The following is an 18,840-nucleotide window of genomic DNA, read 5'->3' as shown; positions in this document are numbered from 1 at the left end:
CCCCACATTCAGCGCACACACGAAGATGTCCGGAGAGTGACCGCCGGGCACGGACGGTGGCCGTTCGACGCCGCACCGGAATATGGGGTCCCGGCACCCATGCGCGGGCACCGGTCCCGGTCGCACCATGGTCGGGCGGGGCCGGACGCGGGCCGGTTTCTGGGGGTCCGGCCCGCGCCGGCGAGGGGCTCCTCGGGCATGATCGGCTCATGCGCGTCTTGTCGGAGAGCCAGCTCGGTTCCGTTCTCGCGGGCGTGCCCGCTTCAAAGCCGCGAGTAGTGGTGAGCGGGAACTTCGCCACGCCGATGCGGGCGCTGAAGGTGCTGGACGCGGCACTGGCGGAGTACCGCTTGTTCGCGCTGAACGCGCAGGCCGGCATGCCGGACCGTGAGGGTGTCATGCTGGAGACGCCGTTCGTGGGCGCGGGTATGCGCGGCCGCCCCGGGCTGCGGTACTTCCCGTCCCGGCTTTCGCTGGTGCCACAGCTGCTCAAGCACTCGCTGCCGCCGGACGTCGTCCTGCTGCACACCTCGGCCCCGGTGGACGGCGTCGTGTCGCTGGGCACGGAGGTGAACATCCTGCCGGCCGCCATCGAGGCGGTGCGGGCCCGCGGCGGCCTGGTCATCGCGCAGCTCAATCCCGAGATGCCGTTCACCTACGGCGACGGCGTCGTGCCGGTCGACGAGATCGACTACGGCATCGAGGTGGTGGAACCGCTGCTGTCGCCGGTCCCGCGGCCGGTGGGGGACACGGCGCGGACCATCGGTGAGCGGGTGGCCGGGCTTGTCGAGGACGGTGCGACCCTGCAACTGGGCATCGGCGGGATCCCCGACGCGACCCTGGCGGCGGTGACCGGACGGCGCGGGCTCGCGATCTGGTCGGAGATGTTCAGCGACGGCGTGCTCGCGCTCGACCGAGCGGGTGCTCTCGATCCGGCGGAACCGGTGACGGCGTCGTTCGTGTTCGGCAGTGCGGACCTGTACCGCTGGCTCGACCGCAATCCGCGGATCCGCCTGCTGCGTACGGAAAAGACGAACGATCCCGCCGTGATCGCCCGCCAGCGAGGTCTGGTCTCGGTGAACAGCGCCCTCGAAGTCGACCTGTACGCCCAGGCCAACGCGAGCCGGGTGAGAGGGGCGATCTACTCGGGGTTCGGCGGGCAGACCGATTTCGTGGTCGGAGCGTTGCATTCACCCGGTGGCCGGGCGATCATCGCGCTGCCGTCGTGGCATCCGAAGGCCGACGTTTCGACGGTCGTGCCCCGGCTGACCGGTCCGGTGACGTCGTTCCAGCACAGTTTCGTGGTCAGTGAGCACGGTGTCGCGACCATCTGGGGCAACGACGCGAGCGAGCAGGCGCGGCAGATCGTCGACCAGGTCGCGCATCCTTCGGCGCGGGAAGAACTCATCGCGCGGGGCAGGGACCTGGGATTCGCGCTTTAGCGGTATTTCTTTCGGCTCGAAAAACCGGAACCCGGTAAAGGGACACGATCGTGCCCCTTTACCGGGTCGCAAACACGAGGGGCCGACCCGCGCCAACAGATTGGCCCCCGTCAATCCCTGTGCTTAGAGCGTCAGACCAGCCATCCGAGCACGTGGGCCAGGTGCGCGAGCAGACCCGAAATGAGGTCGTGACCGTGGTGCACGTGCTGGGTGAACATCTGCATTGAGGGGCTCCTTGTTCGGATTTCGTGTTCGGTTGTGCTCTCGCGAGGAGCGATCGAAGATTTTCACCACGTTGGCGACCTGTCAAAAAACGATTTCCCGGGCGTTCGGCGGGTCGTGAATCTTCCTACGATAAACACGTAAGTCTTTCGTGTTTTGGGCCAGGGGTGGGTTTCGTGGGAGCTGACACCGTGCGTAGCGGGGTTGCGGCGCGCTGATGTGGACGTTAAGCCTCCGCTACGGCAAGTGGGCGGAGGGGTGACACGAACCGGTGATCCACATGCCACGAATGGTGAGTCGGCGAGGATCACCGATACGGGTGACCGGGCCAGGGGAAGCGCGTTCTCATCGAGGCTCGTCGCACTCGTCTTTCACGGGCTCACCGACTTACATGCGCGATTACGACGTGCTCGTCTACGCGACGGCGGATCCTCGGACGGGGATCCGGCCGGAGTTCCTGCGCTATCGCTTCAAGCATTGTGTCCGTGCGTCGGTGGCTTCCGCGGTGACACGCGAGACGTGGAGCCGGTCGTTGGACGATCGGCTGGTCGACTTCGAGCAGGGGCGGGCTGGGCCGGCCGTTCCATGAGGCGATGATCGAGGCCAACGGCCACACCATCTCGCTCGTGTTCTCCGACCTGTCGGTCGACCGCGTCGAGATCGGTTACTCGCCCTTCACCGCGGCCGATGACGGCGACGCCCAGGAAGCGTCCGCCTCAGCCGCCGAACCGCTATCACGGATGGATGGGCGCGCCCCAGTCGTAGAGCTCCAAGGGAATGGCTTTGACCGCTCGGGCCTTGGAATCGAGGTAGCGGCATGAGATGCCGGGCACGTAGATCCACTCGCCGACGACTGACGACCCGGACGGCCGTCGCCGGGTGGAGTCGAATCCGAAGCGCACGTGCTCGGGCATGTCACAGGCCGTGTATTCGGTGCTGTTCTGGTAGCGCAGCACCGACTCGACCTGGTCGCGGACGATCGGCCCGGCGGTGAGGTCCGCCTTGTAGGAGACGGTTCCTTGTTCGGTGCGGCCGTCGGTCAGCCCGGTGCCCTGGAACTTGATGTCGCGCAGCACGTAGTCGTAACCCTCGCCGAGATAAGTGACCGTGCAGGTCACCGTGGTGGTGCGCCCGGGGTCGAACGCGGGGCAGGACGAGCGCGCCGCGGGGTCGAGGCGATGCGCGAATCTGGTCACTTTTTGCAGTGCTTCCCAGGCGATCCGCTCCCGCAGCGGTGCGGAGTCCGCGGGCTTGGGTGGCAACTTGCTCATATCCGGCTCGGGGTACTTCGCCGGGACCGCGCCTTGACGCAGGGACGAAAGATCGACCGTCGGCGTCGTACTCGTGGGTGCGGTGGTCGCCGGAGACGACGATGGAGTGCTGGGCGGGGGAGTCGTGGGAGTACTGCAGGCCGCCGCGAACAGGAGCAATGCCGCCCCCGCCGAGCGCCCGAGGACGGTGCCTTTCACGCCGGTCATCTCCGATCCCGCCGATTCGTGACCAGGTCCCCCGGTCCCTCCGGGAAGGAAACTAGCGCGGAAACGGCGGGGGTATGAGCGTAAAAATGCCGTTCCCGGTGAATTCGTTCAGCGTCGTCGGGGATCGCGCCAGCGTGCGCCGGTTTTGTCTGTGGCCTTCAGCAGTTCGTCGGAGTGTGGTGTGTCCGGCCAGATTTGGATCAAGTGCTGTTCGACCGGATCGTTCGGTCCACGGTCTTCACCGGCGTCGCGGTGACGTACTGAGTCCCCGTACTCGAAAGTCGCCGTCCGGAGTCGGCGGCAGCGTGATGGGGGTATCGGTATCCGCGGTGACGGTGATGTCGCCGAGATGGACGCCGCAGGTGACCGCGACGAAACCCGGTGCCGTGGCGAGCAATCCCGTGGTGTCGGGGGGCGGGGAAGGCTCCGAGGGAGAAAACGTTGTCCTCGATGAAAATCGTGCCCGTGGACCGGTGGAGCATCAGCAGAAGACCTCGGTGAGCAGCTTGACGAACGCCGGGTTCGGATCGCCTCCGGTCGGCGCGCTCGTGGCCGAAAGCTCCAGCCGCTTATGGGTGTCCGGCGTTGTCAGCAGCTGCGAAGAATAGCCGGGGATACCGCCGCTGTGGCCCCACACCCGGGCACCGCACGGCAGGGTCTGCACCTGCAGGCCGAGACCGTATTCGGGGCTGACCGTCGTGGTCTTGGTGATCTCCTGCTGCTGTGCGGGTTTGAGCAGCCTGCCGCCCGCCAGAGCCACGCCGAAAGTGTCCAGATCACGGGTCGTCGAGATGATCTCGCCCGCGGCCCACGCGACCGAAGGGTTGAGGCGGGTGATGTCGGTCGGCTTGCCCGCCACGGACACGTAGCCGTGGGCGTGCGGGCCGGTGATGTCGACGTCGTCGCCGGGAACCTCGGTGTCGTGGAGGCGTAACGGCTTCAAAATCCGTTGCTCGACCGCCTTTTCGTACGGCCTGCCGGTCAATCGTTCCACCAGCAGACCCGCGACCACGTAGTTGGTGTTGGAGTAGCTCCACCGGGTTCCGGGCTCGAAGTCGAGCGGCTTGCCGGTCGAGATCTTGAGCAGTTCCTGCGGCGTCCAGTGCTTGTAGCGGATCTTCTCGAACTCGGCCGGGTCGAGCGGCAACGCGTCGGTGTAGTTGTAGAGGCCGCTCGTGTGCTGCAGGACCTGGCGCACGGTGATGCGGCCGTCGATCAGGCCGGGCAGGTAGCGGACGACCGGCACGTCCAGGTCGAGCTTGCCCTCGCCGGCGAGTTGCAGCAGCACCGTCGATACGAACGTCTTGGTGATGCTGCCGACGCGGAACCGGCCGTTCTCCGGGACCGGCCGGTTCGAACCCAGTTCCGCCTTGCCGGAGCGCGCGGTGAAACGCTGGTGGCCATCGGTCACCCTGGCCTGCGCGCCGAGCGCTCCTCCAGTCGTGGTGAGCTGGTCCAGCGCCTCCTGCACGACCTTGCCATCGGCGTCGGCGTCGGCGTCGGCCAGCGCGGTGCCCGTGGTGGCGATCAGACCGGCCGCGGTGAGCGCGGCGACGAGCCGGATTCGCAGCGAAGCCCGCGAGAGTTTTCTTTGCACGATGCGAAAATCCCCCTTAGAAGCCCGAAGGCTCTCCCCGAACGACGGTGAGCCGACGCTAGCGGCCGGCGTTCGCCACCCGCAGTACCTGAAAATCACAACCACTCGAAGAGAGCAGATCGCCGGGCACACGGGGGAGTGGGCCGTCACACGACGTCCACCACGCGGTGGCAACGGGTCGGCGGGCTCCACCAATGGTAGGAATGCCTGGTGACCGAACCGAATTTGATCGAAGCAGCAGCCGAAGAGGCAGTCACCCTCACCAGTGAACTGATCCGCATCGACACCACCAACACCGGTGACCCCGACACGCTGGTCGGTGAACGCGCCGCGGCCGAGTACGTCGCCGAGAAGCTCACCGACGCGGGCTACGAGATCACCTATGTCGAGTCCGGCGGCAAGGACCGCCACAACGTGATCGTCCGGCTGCCGGGCGCCGACCCCTCGCGCGGCGCGCTCCTGATCCACGGTCACCTCGACGCCGTCCCCGCCGACGCCTCGGAGTGGTCGGTGCACCCGTTCTCCGGCGCGATCCAGGACGACTACGTCTGGGGCCGCGGCGCGGTCGACATGAAGGACATGTGCGGGATGGCGCTCGCGCTCGCCCGTCACTACAAGATCAACGGCGTTGTCCCGCCGCGTGACCTCGTCTTCGCGTTCCTGGCCGACGAAGAAGCGGGCGGAAAGTACGGCGCGCAGTGGCTGGTCGAGAACCGGCCGGAGCTGTTCGAGGGCGTCACCGAGGCGATCAGCGAGGTCGGCGGCTTCTCGATCACGCTGAAGGACAACGTCCGCGCGTACCTCATCGAGACGGCCGAAAAGGGCATCCGCTGGATGAAGCTGCGCGTGCGCGGCACAGCCGGTCACGGCTCGATGATCCACCGCGACAACGCCGTCACCAAGCTGTCCGAGGCCGTCGCCAGGCTCGGCAACCACCGTTTCCCTCTGGTCATGACCGACTCCGTCCGCGAGTTCCTGGACGGCGTCACCGAGATCACCGGCTGGGACTTCCCCGAGGACGACATCGAGGGTTCCGTCGCGAAACTCGGCAACATCTCCCGGATGATCGGCGCGACCCTGCGTGACACGGCGAACCCGACGATGCTCACGGCGGGCTATAAATCGAACGTCATCCCCTCGGTCGCGGAGGCTTCGGTCGACTGCCGGATCCTTCCCGGCCGTCTCGAGGCGTTCAACGCCGAGCTGGAGGAGATCCTCGGCCCGGACATCGAGAAGGAGTGGATGGAGCTGCCGCCGGTCGAGACGACCTTCGACGGTGCCCTGGTCGACGCCATGACCAACGCGGTCCTCGCCGAGGACCCTGGCGCCCGCACGCTCCCGTACATGCTCTCCGGGGGCACCGACGCGAAGTCCTTCCAGTCGCTCGGGATCCGCAACTTCGGGTTCGCCCCGCTGCAGCTGCCCGCGGACCTCGATTTCTCGGCGCTGTTCCACGGAGTCGACGAGCGCGTCCCGGTCGACGCGCTGAAGTTCGGCGTGCGCGTGCTCGACCGCTTCCTCCGTTCGGCCTGATGCCCGGTCTGCTGGCCGCCGACGGGACACCCCTGCATTTCGAACGCTGGGGTGATCCGTCGGCGCCGGTGACCGTCGTCCTCCTCCACGGGTACGCCCTCGACAGGCGAAGCTGGCGCGCCATCGCGCCGGTGCTGGCGGAAGCCGCGGAGAAGCCGGTCGCGGTGCTCGCCTACGACCAGCGCGGGCACGGCGAATCGGGCGAGGTCCGGGCCGCGTCGGCGACCATGGGACACCTCGCCGACGATCTGGCCGAGGTGCTGGAGAAGGTCATCCCCGACGGCAAGGTCGTCCTGGTCGGCCATGACATGGGTGGGCTCGCGATCCTGTCGCTCGCCCAGCGCCACCCGGACGTCTTCGCGGCGCGAGTGGCGGGAATCGGGTTGCTCGCGATGTCGGCGGGCGGTGTCACGCCGGACGCGATCTGGCCGAACGCGCTCGGCAAACTCGGCCGTGACCTGGAGATGGTCTTCGGGACCAAACTCATCGGCCTGGTGCGGGAGCACACGAGCAAGGCGGTGACCGCCGGGCTGCGGTGGTGGCTTTTCGGGGACGACCCGGTGCCCGCCGATGTCGAACTGACGGTGCGGATGATCCGCGGCAACTGGCCGCAGACGGTGTCGGCGTTCCGTCCGGCGCTGGACGCCTACACCCGGGAATCCGCGTTGTCGCAGGTCGGCGCGGTGCCGGTGATCGCGATCGTGGGGGAGCGCGACAGGCTCGTGCCGACGGCGGACGTCGAGGAGCTGGCCGGTGCGGTGCAGAACGGCACGTCCGTGGTGCTCCCCGGGGTCGGGCACGTCGTCCCGCTCGAGGCGGCCCCGCAGGTGGTGCCCCGCTTGCTGGCACTCGCGAACCGGGTGCACCGACAAGACTGACTTCCTTGACAAAAACTCTTTTCGGTGACACCTTCTTGGCATGTTCTCCGTTGCGGTGATCGAGGACGCGGAAGCGGCCGAAGTGTCGCTGGATCCGGTCCGGGCCAGGCTGCTCGCCGAACTCGCCGAGCCGGCGTCGGCCACGATGCTGGCCGCGCGGGTGGACCTGCCGAGACAGAAGGTGAACTACCACCTTCGCGCGCTGGAGAAGCACGGGTTGGTCGAGCTCGTCGAGGAACGACGGAAGGGCAACGTCACCGAGCGCATGATGCGTGCGACGGCGTCCTCGTACGTCATCTCGCCGACGGCGCTCTCGGCCGTGCAGCCCGATCCGGCGCAGTCGCCGGACCGGCTGTCCGCACGCTGGCTGCTCGCGGTGGCCGGGAGGCTCGTTCGCGACGTCGGCCTGCTGATCACCGGTGCGACCAAGGCGCGCAAGCGGGTCGCGACCTTCGCGATCGACGGCGAGGTGCGGTTCTCCTCCGCCGCGGACCGGGCCGCGTTCGCCGAAGAGCTCACCGTCGCGATCACGAATCTGGTGAGCAAATACCACGACGAGGGCGCCGAACAGGGCCGCGATCACCGGATCGTCGTCGCCGTCCATCCGAGTGTCAGAACCGACCCCGAGGAGCGCTGAGTGGGCCACGAATTCGAGATCACCGACCGCCTCGAGGTCGACGCGACGCCCGAACAGGTCTGGGACGCCATCGCGACCGGACCCGGGATCACGTCGTGGTTCATGGGCCGCAACGAGGTCGACGGCGGCGTCGGCGGAACCGTGAAGACCGCGTTCGGCGGCTACGAACCCACGTCGGCGATCACGTCCTGGGACCCGCTGGAGCGGCTCGTCTACGGCACGGAACCCGCGCCGGACGGACGGTTCGTCGCGTACGAATTCCTCATCGAGGGCCGCTCCGGCGGCAGCACCGTGCTGCGGACCGTGACGAGCGGCTTCCTGCCCGGCGACGACTGGGAAGACGAGTTCGAGGCGATGACCGCGGGTGGCGAGCTGTTCCTCCGCACCCTCGTCGAATACCTCAACCGGTTCGCCGGCCGGAAGGCCGTGCCGGTGACGGTGTTCGGGCCGATGATCGGGGACTGGGACAGCGCGTGGCTGAAGCTGGGCCGGGAACTCGGCCTCGCGGGGCGGCCGGAAACGGGGGACCGGGTACGGCTTTCCACCGACTCGGTGTCCACTGTGGAGGGCGAGGTCTATCTCGCGAACACGCAGACGGTCGGCATCCGGACCTCGGACGCTTTCCTGCGCTTCGTGCGCGGGTTCGCCGGGCCGATGGTCGCGATGCATCACCTGTTCGGCGATGTCGATCCCGCGGAACAGGACGGGATCTGGGCCGGCTGGCTGGGCCGGGTCTTCAAGAGCTGAAGGGGCCTTTCGCCGCATCGCACGCGGTGAAGGACGCTTTCGTCGCGCGTGCCAAGTCCGTGAAGGCCTCCGTGAGGGACCCAGAGTCCCTCACGGAGGCCTTCACGGACTTGCGAGTGTCACACGCGCCCCACAAGCCCCAGCAGTCGCAGCGGCAGCGCGTGAAGGGCCCCTTCCCTCGGCTCAGCCGAGGAAACTCGACCTTCACACCTTCCCAAGTACGTGAAGGCCCCCTTCACTGCGCTAGACGCAATAAAGGGGGCCTTCACGTACTACAGCGACCACCCGACGGCACGGAGCCGGTCGGGAGGGCCCACATCATCGGCTGCTTCTCAAGTGATGAGGCCGGGCAGCGGCGTAGCGGTGCGCTTCCGGCGCAACCACACCCTCCGGGTCCCGTCCGAGTAGAGCCGGACGGTCGAAAGCTCCCAGCCGGCGAACTCGGCGTGGATCGACAGCTGCGTGGCCGCCGCCCGCCGGGAAACACCTGGAGGCAGCTGCAGCCGCCGGTACTCCCAATCCCCTTCGACCACCGCCTCGTCCACCACTGTCATGGCGTGATCACCTGGATCCCTTCTCCGATGGCCGAGCCGACGACCACACGGCCGCCCTGCTCGTCGACGGTGACCGAATCTGGCTGCCGCACGGTGGGGAACCGGTGCTTCTCGATCGGCTCTCCACCGCGGACGTCGAAACCGACGACCTCGTTGCGTTCGGTGAGCGTGACCCAGGCGAGGCCGCGCGTGCGGTCGTAGGCGATGCCGTACGCCCCGCCGGGAACGGGGTAGCGCTGGCGCAACAGCAGCGGAGTCGTGGAGAACGCCAGCAGGGCGCCCGCGCGCGCGTCGGTGACGAAGACGCGGCCGAGATCGTCGGTGACGGCGTTGGCCGCGCCGTCGCCGGCGCGCAGGCCTTCGCCGATTTTGCCCTCGGTGAGGTCGACAGCGAAGAGGGCAGTGCGGAGCTTGTCGAGCACGACCACGCCGTCACCGGTGTTCAGCACGTCGTCGGCGCTGTAGATCTGCCCGGTGATGGTCCTCGGTCCCGCGTTCTTCGACAGCACCTCGACGGCCTTGCGGTCCCGGACGGAGACCAGCGTCGCGTCGCCGTCGGCGAGACCGGCCGACGGCTGCCCCGCGACCGGGACCGTCTCCAGCGCGCCACCGGGGAGGGAGACCTTCGCCAGGAGACTCTTGCCGGGAACGCTGGCGAGCACCTGGGAGCCCGAGACCGTCAGGCGCTCGGCAGGACCGGGCAGGGCCACCGTCGTCTTCGGGGCGTCCAAGGCGGCGAGTTCGTAGATACGCAGCGACGGCGGCTCCGAAACGGCGACGACCAGCGACTTGCTCGCCTCGTCGGTCACCAGGGCCCGCACCCCCGGCACCGCGAACACCGAACCGGCGGGTTTGACGGTCACGGCGGGGGAGACCGCCGCGGTCGCCGCGACGGGGTTCTGCACGATCTGCAAGGAGTCGTTCGGCGTGTCGTCCGAACTACAGGACGAGAGCACCAGGACACCGGCGAGCGGGATCGCGATCCGGGAAACGGCGGACAGCCGACCCACCTTGGTGCCTCCACCTGCTACTCGTCGAACGGACTTGTCCAGCATCCTCCTGGAACTCCACCACGTCACGTCAGCGTCACCCAACAGTCACCTAATCCAATATTCGAGACGGCTCAGAGGCCGCGTTCCGGGTACCCGACCTCGATCGCGCTGACGTCGTCGAGCGCCGAGCGGATGGCGGGCGGGAGCGTGATGTCCTCGGCGGTGAGCGAGCCGGTCAGCTGACCGGTGTCACGGGCTCCGACCACGGGCGCGACGACTCCGGGCCGGTCGCGGACCCAGGCCAGCGCGACCGCCAGCGGCGAGGTGCCGAGGCCGTCGGCGGCCGTCGCGACCGCCTGCACGATCCTGGCCGCGCGATCGGTCCGGTGATGTTCGACATAGCCCGCGAAAACGCTCGAAGCGCCGCGCGAATCGGCGGGCGTCCCGCTGCGGTACTTGCCGGTGAGCACGCCCCGGCCGAGCGGTGCCCACGGCAGGAGCCCGATGCCGTGGTGCTCGGCCGCGGGGACGACCTCGCGATCGACCCCGCGCTCCAGCAGCGAGTACTCGACCTGCGTCGAGACGAGCGGGGCGACGGCCGAACTGCGGGCCGCGGCGGTCGCCAGCTGCCAGCCCGAGTAGTTGGAGACGCCGACGTAGCGGGCCTTTCCGCTGGTCACGGCGTATTCGAGGGCGGCGAGTGTCTCGTCGACCGGCACGGTGGTGTCCCAGGCGTGCAGTTGCCAGAGATCGATGTGGTCGGTGCCGAGCCGTCGCAGCGAGCCTTCGAGCGCGCTCAGCAGGGCACCGCGCGAGGCTCCACCGCCGAACGGGCCGTCGGTGCGGCGGGCGACGGCCTTGGTGGCGAGCACGATGTCGTCGCGGGGGACCAGGTCGCCGAGCAGCGCGCCCAGGACGCGTTCGCTCTCACCCTCGCCGTAGATGTCGGCGGTGTCGACCAGGGTGCCCCCGGCGTCGACGAACGCGACCAGCTGGCTGGCCGCCTCCTCCGAGTCGGTGTCGCCACCCCACGTCATGGTCCCGAGGGCCATCCGCGAGACCCGAAGTCCCGACCGGCCGAGCTGTCGCTTTTCCACGACGGGCGAGCCTAGCCGGAAGGCAAGTGCGGGTCGCGGAGCAGGTGAGCGTGTCGTGATCGAGTACCACCGTGCGGGTCATCGGCTGTCAACACCCTGAACGGAGGAGTGACACTCCGATGGATACATTCACGCCGTGCGACTCGGACTGAACTTGGGCTATTGGGGCGCGGGGAACGACGCGGCCAACCTGGCATTGGCGAAGAAGGCGGACGAACTGGACTACGCGGTCGTCTGGGCCGCGGAGGCCTACGGTTCGGACGCGCCGACGGTGCTCTCATGGGTGGCGGCGCAGACCTCACGGATCGACGTGGGCAGCGCGGTGTTGCAGATCCCCGCGCGGACACCGGCGATGACCGCGATGACGGCCGCGACCCTGGACACGCTTTCCGGCGGCCGGTTCCGCCTCGGCCTCGGTGTTTCCGGCCCGCAGGTCTCCGAAGGCTGGCACGGCGTGAAGTTCGCGTCGCCGCTCGGCCGCACCCGCGAATACGTCGACATCGTCCGCAAGGCGCTGAGCCGCGACCGGGTCCGGTACGACGGCGACCACTTCCAGCTGCCGCTGCCCGGCGGGCCCGGCAAGGCGCTGACCCTGACCGTGCACCCTGTGCGCGAAGAGATCCCCGTGTACCTGGCCGCCATCGGCCCGAAGAACCTCGAACTGACCGGTGAGATCGCGAACGGCTGGCTGCCGGTCTTCTACTCGCCCGAGCACGCCGGTGAGCAGCTGAAGCTGATCCAGGCCGGGGCGGACAAGGCCGGGCGCTCCCTCGACGGATTCGACGTCGTCCCCACCGTCCCGCTCGTGGTCGGTGACGACTGGAAGGCCTGCGCCGACGCGGTCCGCGGGTACGCGGCGCTGTACATCGGCGGGATGGGCAGCCGGGAGAAGAACTTCTACAACCAGCTCGCCTGCCGGATGGGTTTCGAGCGCGAAGCGGCCGACGTCCAGCAGAAGTATCTGGGCAGGGACTACGAGGGCGCCATGGCGGCCGTCCCGCTGGAGTTCATCGACGCGACGTCGCTGCTGGGGCCCAAGGAGCGCGTCGCGGAGCGGATGCAGGCCTTCGCGGAGTCCGGTGTCACGACGCTGACCGTCGCGCCCGCCATGCCGGATCCCGAGGGCTCCGCACACGCCCTCCAGGTCGCCGCCGAAGCCGTCGAATCGGCCGGTGTCGCCTGATGGGATGGTTCGAAGCACTGGTCCTCGGGCTCGTCCAGGGCCTCACGGAGTTCCTGCCGATCTCGTCCAGCGCGCATCTGCGGATCACCGCGGCGCTCGCCGGCTGGGACGACCCGGGCGCCGCGTTCACCGCGGTGACCCAGATCGGTACCGAACTCGCGGTCATCCTGTACTTCTCGTCGAAGATCGGGAAGATCCTCCGCGCCTGGTTCTTCTCGATCTACAAGAAGGACTGGCGGCAGGACCCCGACGCCCGGCTGGGCTGGCTGATCATCGTCGGCTCGCTGCCGATCGTGGTGCTGGGCCTGCTGCTGCAGGACGCCATCGACGAAACCTTCCGTGACCTGCGGATCACCGCGACCACGCTGATCGTGTTCGGCCTGATCCTCCTGGTGGCCGACCGCATCGGGAAGCAGGAGCGCACCCTCGACCACCTGACCGTGCCGCACGGTCTCGGCTTCGGGTTCGCGCAGGCGCTGGCGCTGATCCCGGGTGTATCGCGCTCCGGTGGCACCACGAGCGCCGGGCTGCTGCTCGGCTACACCCGCGCGGAAGCGGCGGAATACTCCTTCCTGCTGGCGCTGCCGGCGGTGTTCGGCTCGGGCCTGTACAAGCTGACCGACATCGGCAAGGACGGCGCCCCGGCGCAGTGGGGGCCGACGATCCTGGCGACGCTGGTCGCGTTCGGTGTCGGGTACGCCGTCATCGCGTGGCTGATGTCCTACATCAAGACCAAGAGCTTCGTGCCGTTCGTGATCTACCGGCTCGTGCTCGGCGCGCTGCTGTTCGTCCTGATCTTCACCGGTGTCCTGGACCCCCAGGAGGGCCCGCACCTGTAACCCTCCCCGACGCGTTTCGTCCTCTGGATGCGGTCCTTGCACGCGCAACTACCGCATCCAGAGGACGAAACGCGGGAGGGGGGCAAAGCACGACACGTAGGGTGGGCCACGTGAGTACTGTGATCCTTCTGCGCCACGGCAAGTCCACGGCGAACGGTTCGGGTGTCCTGGCCGGGCGCACGCCCAAGGTCGGCCTGGACGACACCGGCCGGACGCAGGCGGCCGCGCTCGTCGAGCGCCTGGCGCCGGTCCCGCTCGCCGAGCTGGTGGTCTCGCCGATGCTCCGCTGCCGCCAGACGGTCGCGAAGCTGGCCGAGGCACGCGGTCTGGACAAGGTCAAAGAGCCCGGTTTGTCCGAAGTGGACTACGGCGAATGGACCGGGCGCGCGCTCAAGGATCTGGTCAAGGAACCTCTCTGGCGGGTCGTGCAGGCGCATCCGTCGGCCGCGGTCTTCCCCGGCGGCGAAGGGCTCGCCGAGATGCAGGCCCGGTCGGTCGCGGCCGTCCGCGCGCACGACGCCCGGATCACCGAGAAGTACGGCGAGAACGCGGTGTGGCTCTTATGCAGCCATGGCGATGTGATCAAGGCGATCCTCGCCGACGCGCTCGGACAGCACCTCGATTCCTTCCAGCGGATCGTGGTCGACCCGGCGTCGGTTTCGGTCGTCCGGTACACCGAGACTCGTCCGTTCGTGTTGCGCGTCAACGACAACGGCGGCGACCTCACCGGTATCGCCCCACCGCCGCCCAAGGCGAAAGCCAAGCGTGGCAAGGGAAAACAGAGCTCCGACGCGGTGGTGGGCGGTACCACCGGAGCGTGACCATTCCCGTTCGCGGTGTCACGCCACGGACGGCATCCACCGGCCCCTCACTGCCCGTAAGGTGGCCAGAACAGCAGATTCGACGACCCGGGAGCAACACCGATGATTTCGCAGGACAACCCGTTCGCCGCGCCGAGTGAGCTGCCCTACGCCCTTCCGCCGTTCGACCGGATCGCCGACGAACACTTCCTTCCCGCCTTCGAAGCGGGCCTTGCCGAGCACGCCGCCGAAATCGAGGAGATCGCCAACTCCGCGGAGCCGCCGACCTTCGAGAACACGATCGTCGCGCTCGAGAAGTCCGGCAGGCTGCTGTCCCGCGTGTCCAGCGTGTTCTTCAACCTCGCCGGATCGAACGCGAACGACGAGATCCAGCGCGTGCAGGCCGAGATGGCGCCGCGGCTGGCCGCGCACGCCGACGCCATCAACCTGAACCCGGCGTTGTTCGGCAGGATCAACTCCCTGTTCGAGCGCAAGGACGAACTCGGCCTCGACACGGAGTCGCTCCGCCTCCTGGAGCGGCACCACACCGACGTGCGCCGCGCCGGCGCCGGATTGCCCGAAGCCGACCAGAAGCGCCTGCGCGAGCTGAACGAGCAGCTTTCCACCCTGTCGACCCGCTTCCAGCAGAACCTGCTCAAGGACACCAACGAGCTCGCCGTTGTCGTCGACGACGTCGCGGAACTCGCCGGCCTGGGTGAGGACGAGATCGCCACCGCCGCCGAAACCGCCGGCGAGGAAGGCAAGTACGTCCTCAAACTGACCTTGCCGACGGCGCAGGCAGCGTTGGCCTCGCTGGAGGATCGCGCGCTGCGCGAGCGGATCTTCACCGCGTCGGTCTCGCGCGGCAACCGGGGCAACGAATCCGACAACAACAGGGTCGTGGCCGAACTGGTCCGCCTGCGGGCCGAGCGGGCCGCCGTACTCGGCTTCCCCGACCACGCGTCGTACGTCATCGAGGACGAGACCGCGAAGACCGCTCAGGCCGCCGTCGGGCTCCTGGAACGTCTCGCGCCGGTCGCGGTCGCCAACGCCAAGGCGGAGGCCGAAGAACTGCAGCGCTACCTCGAAGCCGACATCCCCGGCGCGGTCCTGCGCCCGTGGGACTGGGCGTTCTACGCCGAGCGCGTGCGCAAGGACCGGTTCGAGGTCGACACCGCGGCGCTGCGCCCGTACTTCGAGCTGAACCGTGTGCTGACCGACGGCGTCTTCTTCGCCGCGTCGAAGCTGTACGGCCTGAGCTTCACCGAGCGGGAGGACCTGCCGAAGTACCACCCCGAGGTCCGGATCTTCGAGGTCTTCGACGCCGACGGCTCGGAACTCGGCCTGTTCCTGCTCGACTACTACGCCCGTGACTCCAAGCGCGGCGGCGCCTGGATGAACAACTTCGTCGACCAGACGAAGCTCCTGGGCACCAAGACCGTCGTGGTGAACGTGCTCAACGTCGCCAAGCCGCCGGCGGGCGAGCCGACCCTGCTGACCTTCGACGAGGTCGTCACCGCGTTCCACGAGTTCGGGCACGCGCTGCACTCGCTGCTTTCCGACGTCGAGTATCCGATGTTCTCCGGCACCAACGTCCCGCGTGACTTCGTCGAGTACCCCTCGCAGGTCAACGAGATGTGGATGCTGTGGCCCGAGGTGCTGGCCAACTACGCCAAGCACCACGTGACCGGCGAGCCGCTGCCGCAGGAGCAGATCGACAAGCTCCTGGCGTCGCAGCAGTACGGCGAAGGTTTCTCGACCACCGAGTACCTCGCGGCGTCGCTCCTCGACCAGGCGTGGCACGCGCTGGGCACCGAGGACAACGTCGACGACGTCCAGCGGTTCGAGGCCGAGGCGCTGACCAAGGCCGGGGTCGCGTTGGAAGCGGTGCCGCCGCGCTACCGCACCACCTACTTCGCGCACATCTTCAGCGGCGGCTACAGCGCCGGGTACTACTCCTACATCTGGAGCGAGGTCCTCGACGCCGACACCGTCCAGTGGTTCCGCGAGAACGGCGGGCTCTCCAGGGAGAACGGCGACCACTTCCGCCGCGAACTGCTCGGGCGGGGCGGCAGCGTCGACCCGATGGCCGCCTTCCGTGCGTTCCGCGGCCGTGACCCGGAGATCGAGCCGCTGCTGAAGCGCCGCGGCCTCGCCGGGGCCTGATCCTCCTGACGGTCTTCCCGCCCGGTCACCCCAGTGCCCAGGCGGGGAGACCGCGTTCAGGCGGCGAGTTCGGCGACGGCCGCGGCGACGTCGTCCACTTCCCGCTCGGTGTTGTAGTAGTGCGGGCTCAGCCGCAGGCACCAGTCGACGTCCTTGTCCCCGAAGTCGAACTGCGCGAACTCCCGGTAGCTGAGCGCCGAGTTGATCCGCCTGGCGTCCATCGCCGTTTTGAAGGGCACGGCCTCCCAGCCCTTGATGGAGAACGTCACCAAGGCACCCAGTTCCGGGCCACGGTCGAGCACTTCGACGCCCGCGATGGCGCGGAGACCGTCCCGCAGCCTCGCCGCGAGCGCGGGAGTGCGCCGTGAGATCGCCTCCAGGCCGACCTCACGGGCATACCTCGCCGCCGTCGCGCAGCCGAGCACGGTGGCGTAAGGGAATTCCCATTCCTCGAACCGGGAAGCCGACTTCGCGGGTTCATACGTGCCGGGCGCGCTCCAGCGGGCGCCGTGCATGTCGATGAACAGCGGCTCGTGCCCGGCTTCGAGGAACCGGTCGGAGACGAACAGGAACCCCGAACCGCGTGGGCCGCGCAGGAATTTACGGCACGTCGAGGTGAGCAGGTCGGCGCCGATCTCGTCGACGTCGATGGGGTACTGGCCGATCGACTGACAGGCGTCGACCAGATACAGCAGGCCGAGCTCCCGGCAATGCCGCCCGATCTCGGCGACCGGCTGGACGAGCCCCGAGTTGGTCGGGATATGCGTGGCGGCGACCAGTTTCGGTTTCCTGGTGCGCATCAGGGTCGCCATGGCCTCGACGTCGACACCGCCTTCCCGCGTGTCCGGTGCGTGCACGATCTCGACCCCGAACCGCTTTCGCAGCGACAGGAACGCGATCTGGTTGGAGATGAAGTCGTTGCGGGTGGTGAGCACGACGTCGCCGGGCTCGAACCGGATCGAAGAAAGCGCGGTGGAGTAGGCGTGGGTGGCGCTCGCCGCGAAGGCGATGTTGCGGGGCCGCGCGTTGATCAACCCGGCGATCTCGCGGTAGAAGCCCGCGACCTGATCCGACCGTGCCGCGGCGGCCTCGTAGCCGCCGAACTCGGCTTCGAGATTCAGATGATCGAGCATGGCGGCCAGTACCGGCTTCGCCAGCAGTCCGCAGCCCGCGTTGTTGAAGTGGACGACCTTCTCGCTGCCCGGCGTATCGGCCCGCAGCGCGGGAATGTCCAGTAGTGATTCCGCGTAATTTTCAGTAGCACTATCATGGTCCTTCATGTCGGATAGTAGCACTTCCGCACTCGTCCTCCAGCTGCGTTCCCTGATCCGCACGGCGGCCGCGGGGGACCGGTTGCCCAGCAGCCGCGAGCTGATCGAGCGCTACCGGGTCGGCCCGGTGACGGTCTCGCGCGCGATCGCTCTGCTGGCGGCCGAGGGCGCTGTCGTGACCCGGCCCGGAAGCGGGACGTATGTGGCTGCCCGGCCGTCGACGTCGGACGGGCCACTCGACACGGCATGGCAGACCGTCGCGCTGACCGATCGCAGCGTCGACACCACATCGCTCACCGGCGTCCTCGGCCCGCCACCGGAGGGCGCGATCCTGCTCGACGGCGGATATCCACACCGATCCCTGCAGGCGACCCGTTTCCTGAGCGCGGCGCTCGCGCGGGCGGGGCGCCGTCCGGATTCCTGGGATCGGGCACCCGCTGCCGGGCTGGCCGCGTTGAGGTCGGTGTTCGCGGGGCCCGCCGGTGCGTCACCGGACGACGTCCTGATCACCGCCGGCGGCCAGAGCGGGCTCTCCATGGCGTTCCGGGCGATCGCGGCGCCCGGCAGCCCGGTCCTCGTCGAATCGCCGACCTATCCGGGAGCGCTCGCCGCCGCACGGGCTGCGGGGCTCCGCCCGGTGCCGGTTCCCCTCGACGACGACGGGGTCCGGCCGGATCTGCTGGCGGAGGCGTTCGCGATGACCGGCGCCCGGCTCTTCTACTGTCAGCCCACTTTCCACAACCCGACCGGGACCGCGCTCACGCCGGAACGCCGCACTCAGGTCCTCGAGGTGGCGCGCGCGGCGGGCGCTTTCGTGCTGGAGGACGACTTCGCGCGGCACCTCTCGCACGGAGCCACGGCGCCGCGTCCGCTGATCACCGACGATCGCGACGGCACGGTCGTGCATCTGACGTCGGTGACCAAAGCCGCCGCGCCGAGCCTCCGGATCGGGGCGCTGATCGCGCGTGGACCCGTTCTCGACCGGATGAAGGCGATCCGGCGGGTCGACGATTTCTTCGTCTCCCGTCCGCTGCAGGAGGCGGCCCTCGAACTGCTCAGCGCGCCGTCCTGGGAACGTCACGTGCGGAAGCTGGGCTCCGAACTACGGCAGCGATGCGGAAAGGCGGCCGCGGCGCTGGCGGGGGAGTGTCCTGAGTGGACTGTCGCGCGGTTGCCCGAGGGCGGGTTGCATCTGTGGGTGCGGTTGCCGGCGGGGAGTGATGCGAACGCGGTCGCTCGCGCGGCGAGGGAGCGGGGAGTCGTGGTGGGCGCAGGGGACCGGTTCTTCGCCGCCGAGCCGGCCGGACCGTTCCTCCGCCTCGGCTTCGCCGCCGCGAACGACGTCGCCGAGCTCGTCGAAGGCATCAAGCGGCTCCGTTAAGTGTATAACGACCTATACGGTGG

Annotated in this window: 18 protein-coding genes; 12 read left to right on the top strand and 6 right to left on the bottom strand. The window is 68.6% G+C overall.

Translation table 11 applies throughout. The features are described 5' to 3' along the window. The first annotated feature begins 209 nt into the window (after window positions 1-209). The 3 genes from ACSMFO_RS03935 (at window position 210) to ACSMFO_RS03925 (ending at window position 2,485) form a co-directional block, all read left to right on the top strand. Window positions 210-1,442, top strand: a complete 1,233-nt coding sequence (locus ACSMFO_RS03935; RefSeq protein WP_436456951.1) for an acetyl-CoA hydrolase/transferase family protein — start codon at window positions 210-212, stop codon at window positions 1,440-1,442. A 502-nt stretch (window positions 1,443-1,944) separates the two neighbouring features. Next, on the top strand, window positions 1,945-2,253 hold the full coding sequence (locus ACSMFO_RS03930) for a YxiG-like protein (protein WP_436456950.1): 309 nt from the start codon (window positions 1,945-1,947) through the stop codon (window positions 2,251-2,253). A gap of 4 nt (window positions 2,254-2,257) precedes the next feature. Further along, complete coding sequence (locus ACSMFO_RS03925) at window positions 2,258-2,485, top strand: YxiG-like protein (RefSeq protein WP_436456949.1); 228 nt, start codon at window positions 2,258-2,260, stop codon at window positions 2,483-2,485. Here the strand turns inward: ACSMFO_RS03925 and ACSMFO_RS03920 are convergent. Beyond that, window positions 2,399-3,142 carry a hypothetical protein gene (locus ACSMFO_RS03920; protein WP_436456948.1) on the bottom strand — a complete coding sequence of 248 codons (744 nt, stop codon included), beginning with the start codon at window positions 3,140-3,142 and terminating at the stop codon, window positions 2,399-2,401. The two genes, ACSMFO_RS03925 and ACSMFO_RS03920, sit on opposite strands and share 87 nt — an antisense overlap. Window positions 3,143-3,623: 481 nt before the next feature. Beyond that, window positions 3,624-4,739: a serine hydrolase domain-containing protein gene (locus ACSMFO_RS03915; protein ID WP_436456947.1), complete on the bottom strand. Its 1,116-nt coding sequence runs from the start codon at window positions 4,737-4,739 to the stop codon at window positions 3,624-3,626. A 210-nt stretch (window positions 4,740-4,949) separates the two neighbouring features. Between ACSMFO_RS03915 and ACSMFO_RS03910 the strand changes: the two genes are divergently transcribed. The 4 genes from ACSMFO_RS03910 to ACSMFO_RS03895 are packed head-to-tail and all read left to right on the top strand — an operon-like array spanning window position 4,950 to window position 8,534. Next, on the top strand, window positions 4,950-6,272 hold the full coding sequence (locus tag ACSMFO_RS03910) for a M20/M25/M40 family metallo-hydrolase (protein WP_436456946.1): 1,323 nt from the start codon (window positions 4,950-4,952) through the stop codon (window positions 6,270-6,272). Then, window positions 6,272-7,150, top strand: coding sequence for an alpha/beta fold hydrolase (locus tag ACSMFO_RS03905; protein WP_436456945.1), 879 nt, complete (start codon window positions 6,272-6,274; stop codon window positions 7,148-7,150). The genes ACSMFO_RS03910 and ACSMFO_RS03905 overlap by 1 nt, the downstream gene beginning before the upstream one ends. Window positions 7,151-7,190: 40 nt before the next feature. After that, window positions 7,191-7,787, top strand: a complete 597-nt coding sequence (locus ACSMFO_RS03900; RefSeq protein WP_436456944.1) for a winged helix-turn-helix domain-containing protein — start codon at window positions 7,191-7,193, stop codon at window positions 7,785-7,787. After that, complete coding sequence (locus tag ACSMFO_RS03895) at window positions 7,788-8,534, top strand: SRPBCC family protein (RefSeq protein WP_436456943.1); 747 nt, start codon at window positions 7,788-7,790, stop codon at window positions 8,532-8,534. It begins immediately after the preceding gene. A 332-nt stretch (window positions 8,535-8,866) separates the two neighbouring features. Here the strand turns inward: ACSMFO_RS03895 and ACSMFO_RS03890 are convergent, their stop codons facing one another. The 3 genes from ACSMFO_RS03890 to ACSMFO_RS03880 all read right to left on the bottom strand — a co-directional run bounded on the left by ACSMFO_RS03890 (window position 8,867) and on the right by ACSMFO_RS03880 (window position 11,177). Further along, the gene (locus ACSMFO_RS03890) at window positions 8,867-9,088 is read right to left on the bottom strand and encodes a DUF5703 family protein (protein WP_016334446.1); all 222 of its coding nucleotides are present in this window, start codon (window positions 9,086-9,088) and stop codon (window positions 8,867-8,869) included. Beyond that, window positions 9,085-10,098, bottom strand: a complete 1,014-nt coding sequence (locus ACSMFO_RS03885) for a YncE family protein (RefSeq protein ID WP_436456942.1) — start codon at window positions 10,096-10,098, stop codon at window positions 9,085-9,087. The genes ACSMFO_RS03890 and ACSMFO_RS03885 overlap by 4 nt, the downstream gene beginning before the upstream one ends. Before the next feature lie 113 nt (window positions 10,099-10,211). Further along, window positions 10,212-11,177, bottom strand: a complete 966-nt coding sequence (locus ACSMFO_RS03880; RefSeq protein WP_038513211.1) for an aldo/keto reductase — start codon at window positions 11,175-11,177, stop codon at window positions 10,212-10,214. Between the two features lie 136 nt (window positions 11,178-11,313). Here ACSMFO_RS03880 and ACSMFO_RS03875 point away from each other — a divergent pair, with 136 nt between their 5' ends. From ACSMFO_RS03875 to ACSMFO_RS03860, 4 genes are all read left to right on the top strand, one after another. Then, complete coding sequence (locus ACSMFO_RS03875; RefSeq protein ID WP_436456941.1) at window positions 11,314-12,360, top strand: LLM class F420-dependent oxidoreductase; 1,047 nt, start codon at window positions 11,314-11,316, stop codon at window positions 12,358-12,360. Further along, window positions 12,360-13,199: an undecaprenyl-diphosphate phosphatase gene (locus ACSMFO_RS03870; protein WP_037311927.1), complete on the top strand. Its 840-nt coding sequence runs from the start codon at window positions 12,360-12,362 to the stop codon at window positions 13,197-13,199. The genes ACSMFO_RS03875 and ACSMFO_RS03870 overlap by 1 nt, the downstream gene beginning before the upstream one ends. A gap of 110 nt (window positions 13,200-13,309) precedes the next feature. Further along, entirely contained in the window at window positions 13,310-14,020 is a 711-nt protein-coding gene (locus ACSMFO_RS03865) for a histidine phosphatase family protein (protein WP_436456940.1), read from the top strand. Between the two features lie 102 nt (window positions 14,021-14,122). Next, window positions 14,123-16,165: a M3 family metallopeptidase gene (locus tag ACSMFO_RS03860; protein WP_436456939.1), complete on the top strand. Its 2,043-nt coding sequence runs from the start codon at window positions 14,123-14,125 to the stop codon at window positions 16,163-16,165. 56 nt (window positions 16,166-16,221) lie between these two features. On the opposite strand, the gene ACSMFO_RS03855 is transcribed toward ACSMFO_RS03860, so the two are convergent. Continuing rightward, window positions 16,222-17,445 carry an aminotransferase class V-fold PLP-dependent enzyme gene (locus ACSMFO_RS03855; RefSeq protein WP_436456938.1) on the bottom strand — a complete coding sequence of 408 codons (1,224 nt, stop codon included), beginning with the start codon at window positions 17,443-17,445 and terminating at the stop codon, window positions 16,222-16,224. Here ACSMFO_RS03855 and ACSMFO_RS03850 point away from each other — a divergent pair. After that, on the top strand, window positions 17,444-18,817 hold the full coding sequence (locus ACSMFO_RS03850) for a PLP-dependent aminotransferase family protein (RefSeq protein ID WP_436456937.1): 1,374 nt from the start codon (window positions 17,444-17,446) through the stop codon (window positions 18,815-18,817). The two genes, ACSMFO_RS03855 and ACSMFO_RS03850, sit on opposite strands and share 2 nt — an antisense overlap. Window positions 18,818-18,840 lie beyond the last annotated feature (23 nt).

Origin of the sequence: Amycolatopsis sp. w19 (assembly GCF_051373225.1) — a bacterium.
Classification (GTDB): Bacteria; Actinomycetota; Actinomycetes; order Mycobacteriales; family Pseudonocardiaceae; genus Amycolatopsis; species Amycolatopsis japonica.
This window is presented reverse-complemented; position numbering and strand designations above follow the sequence as displayed.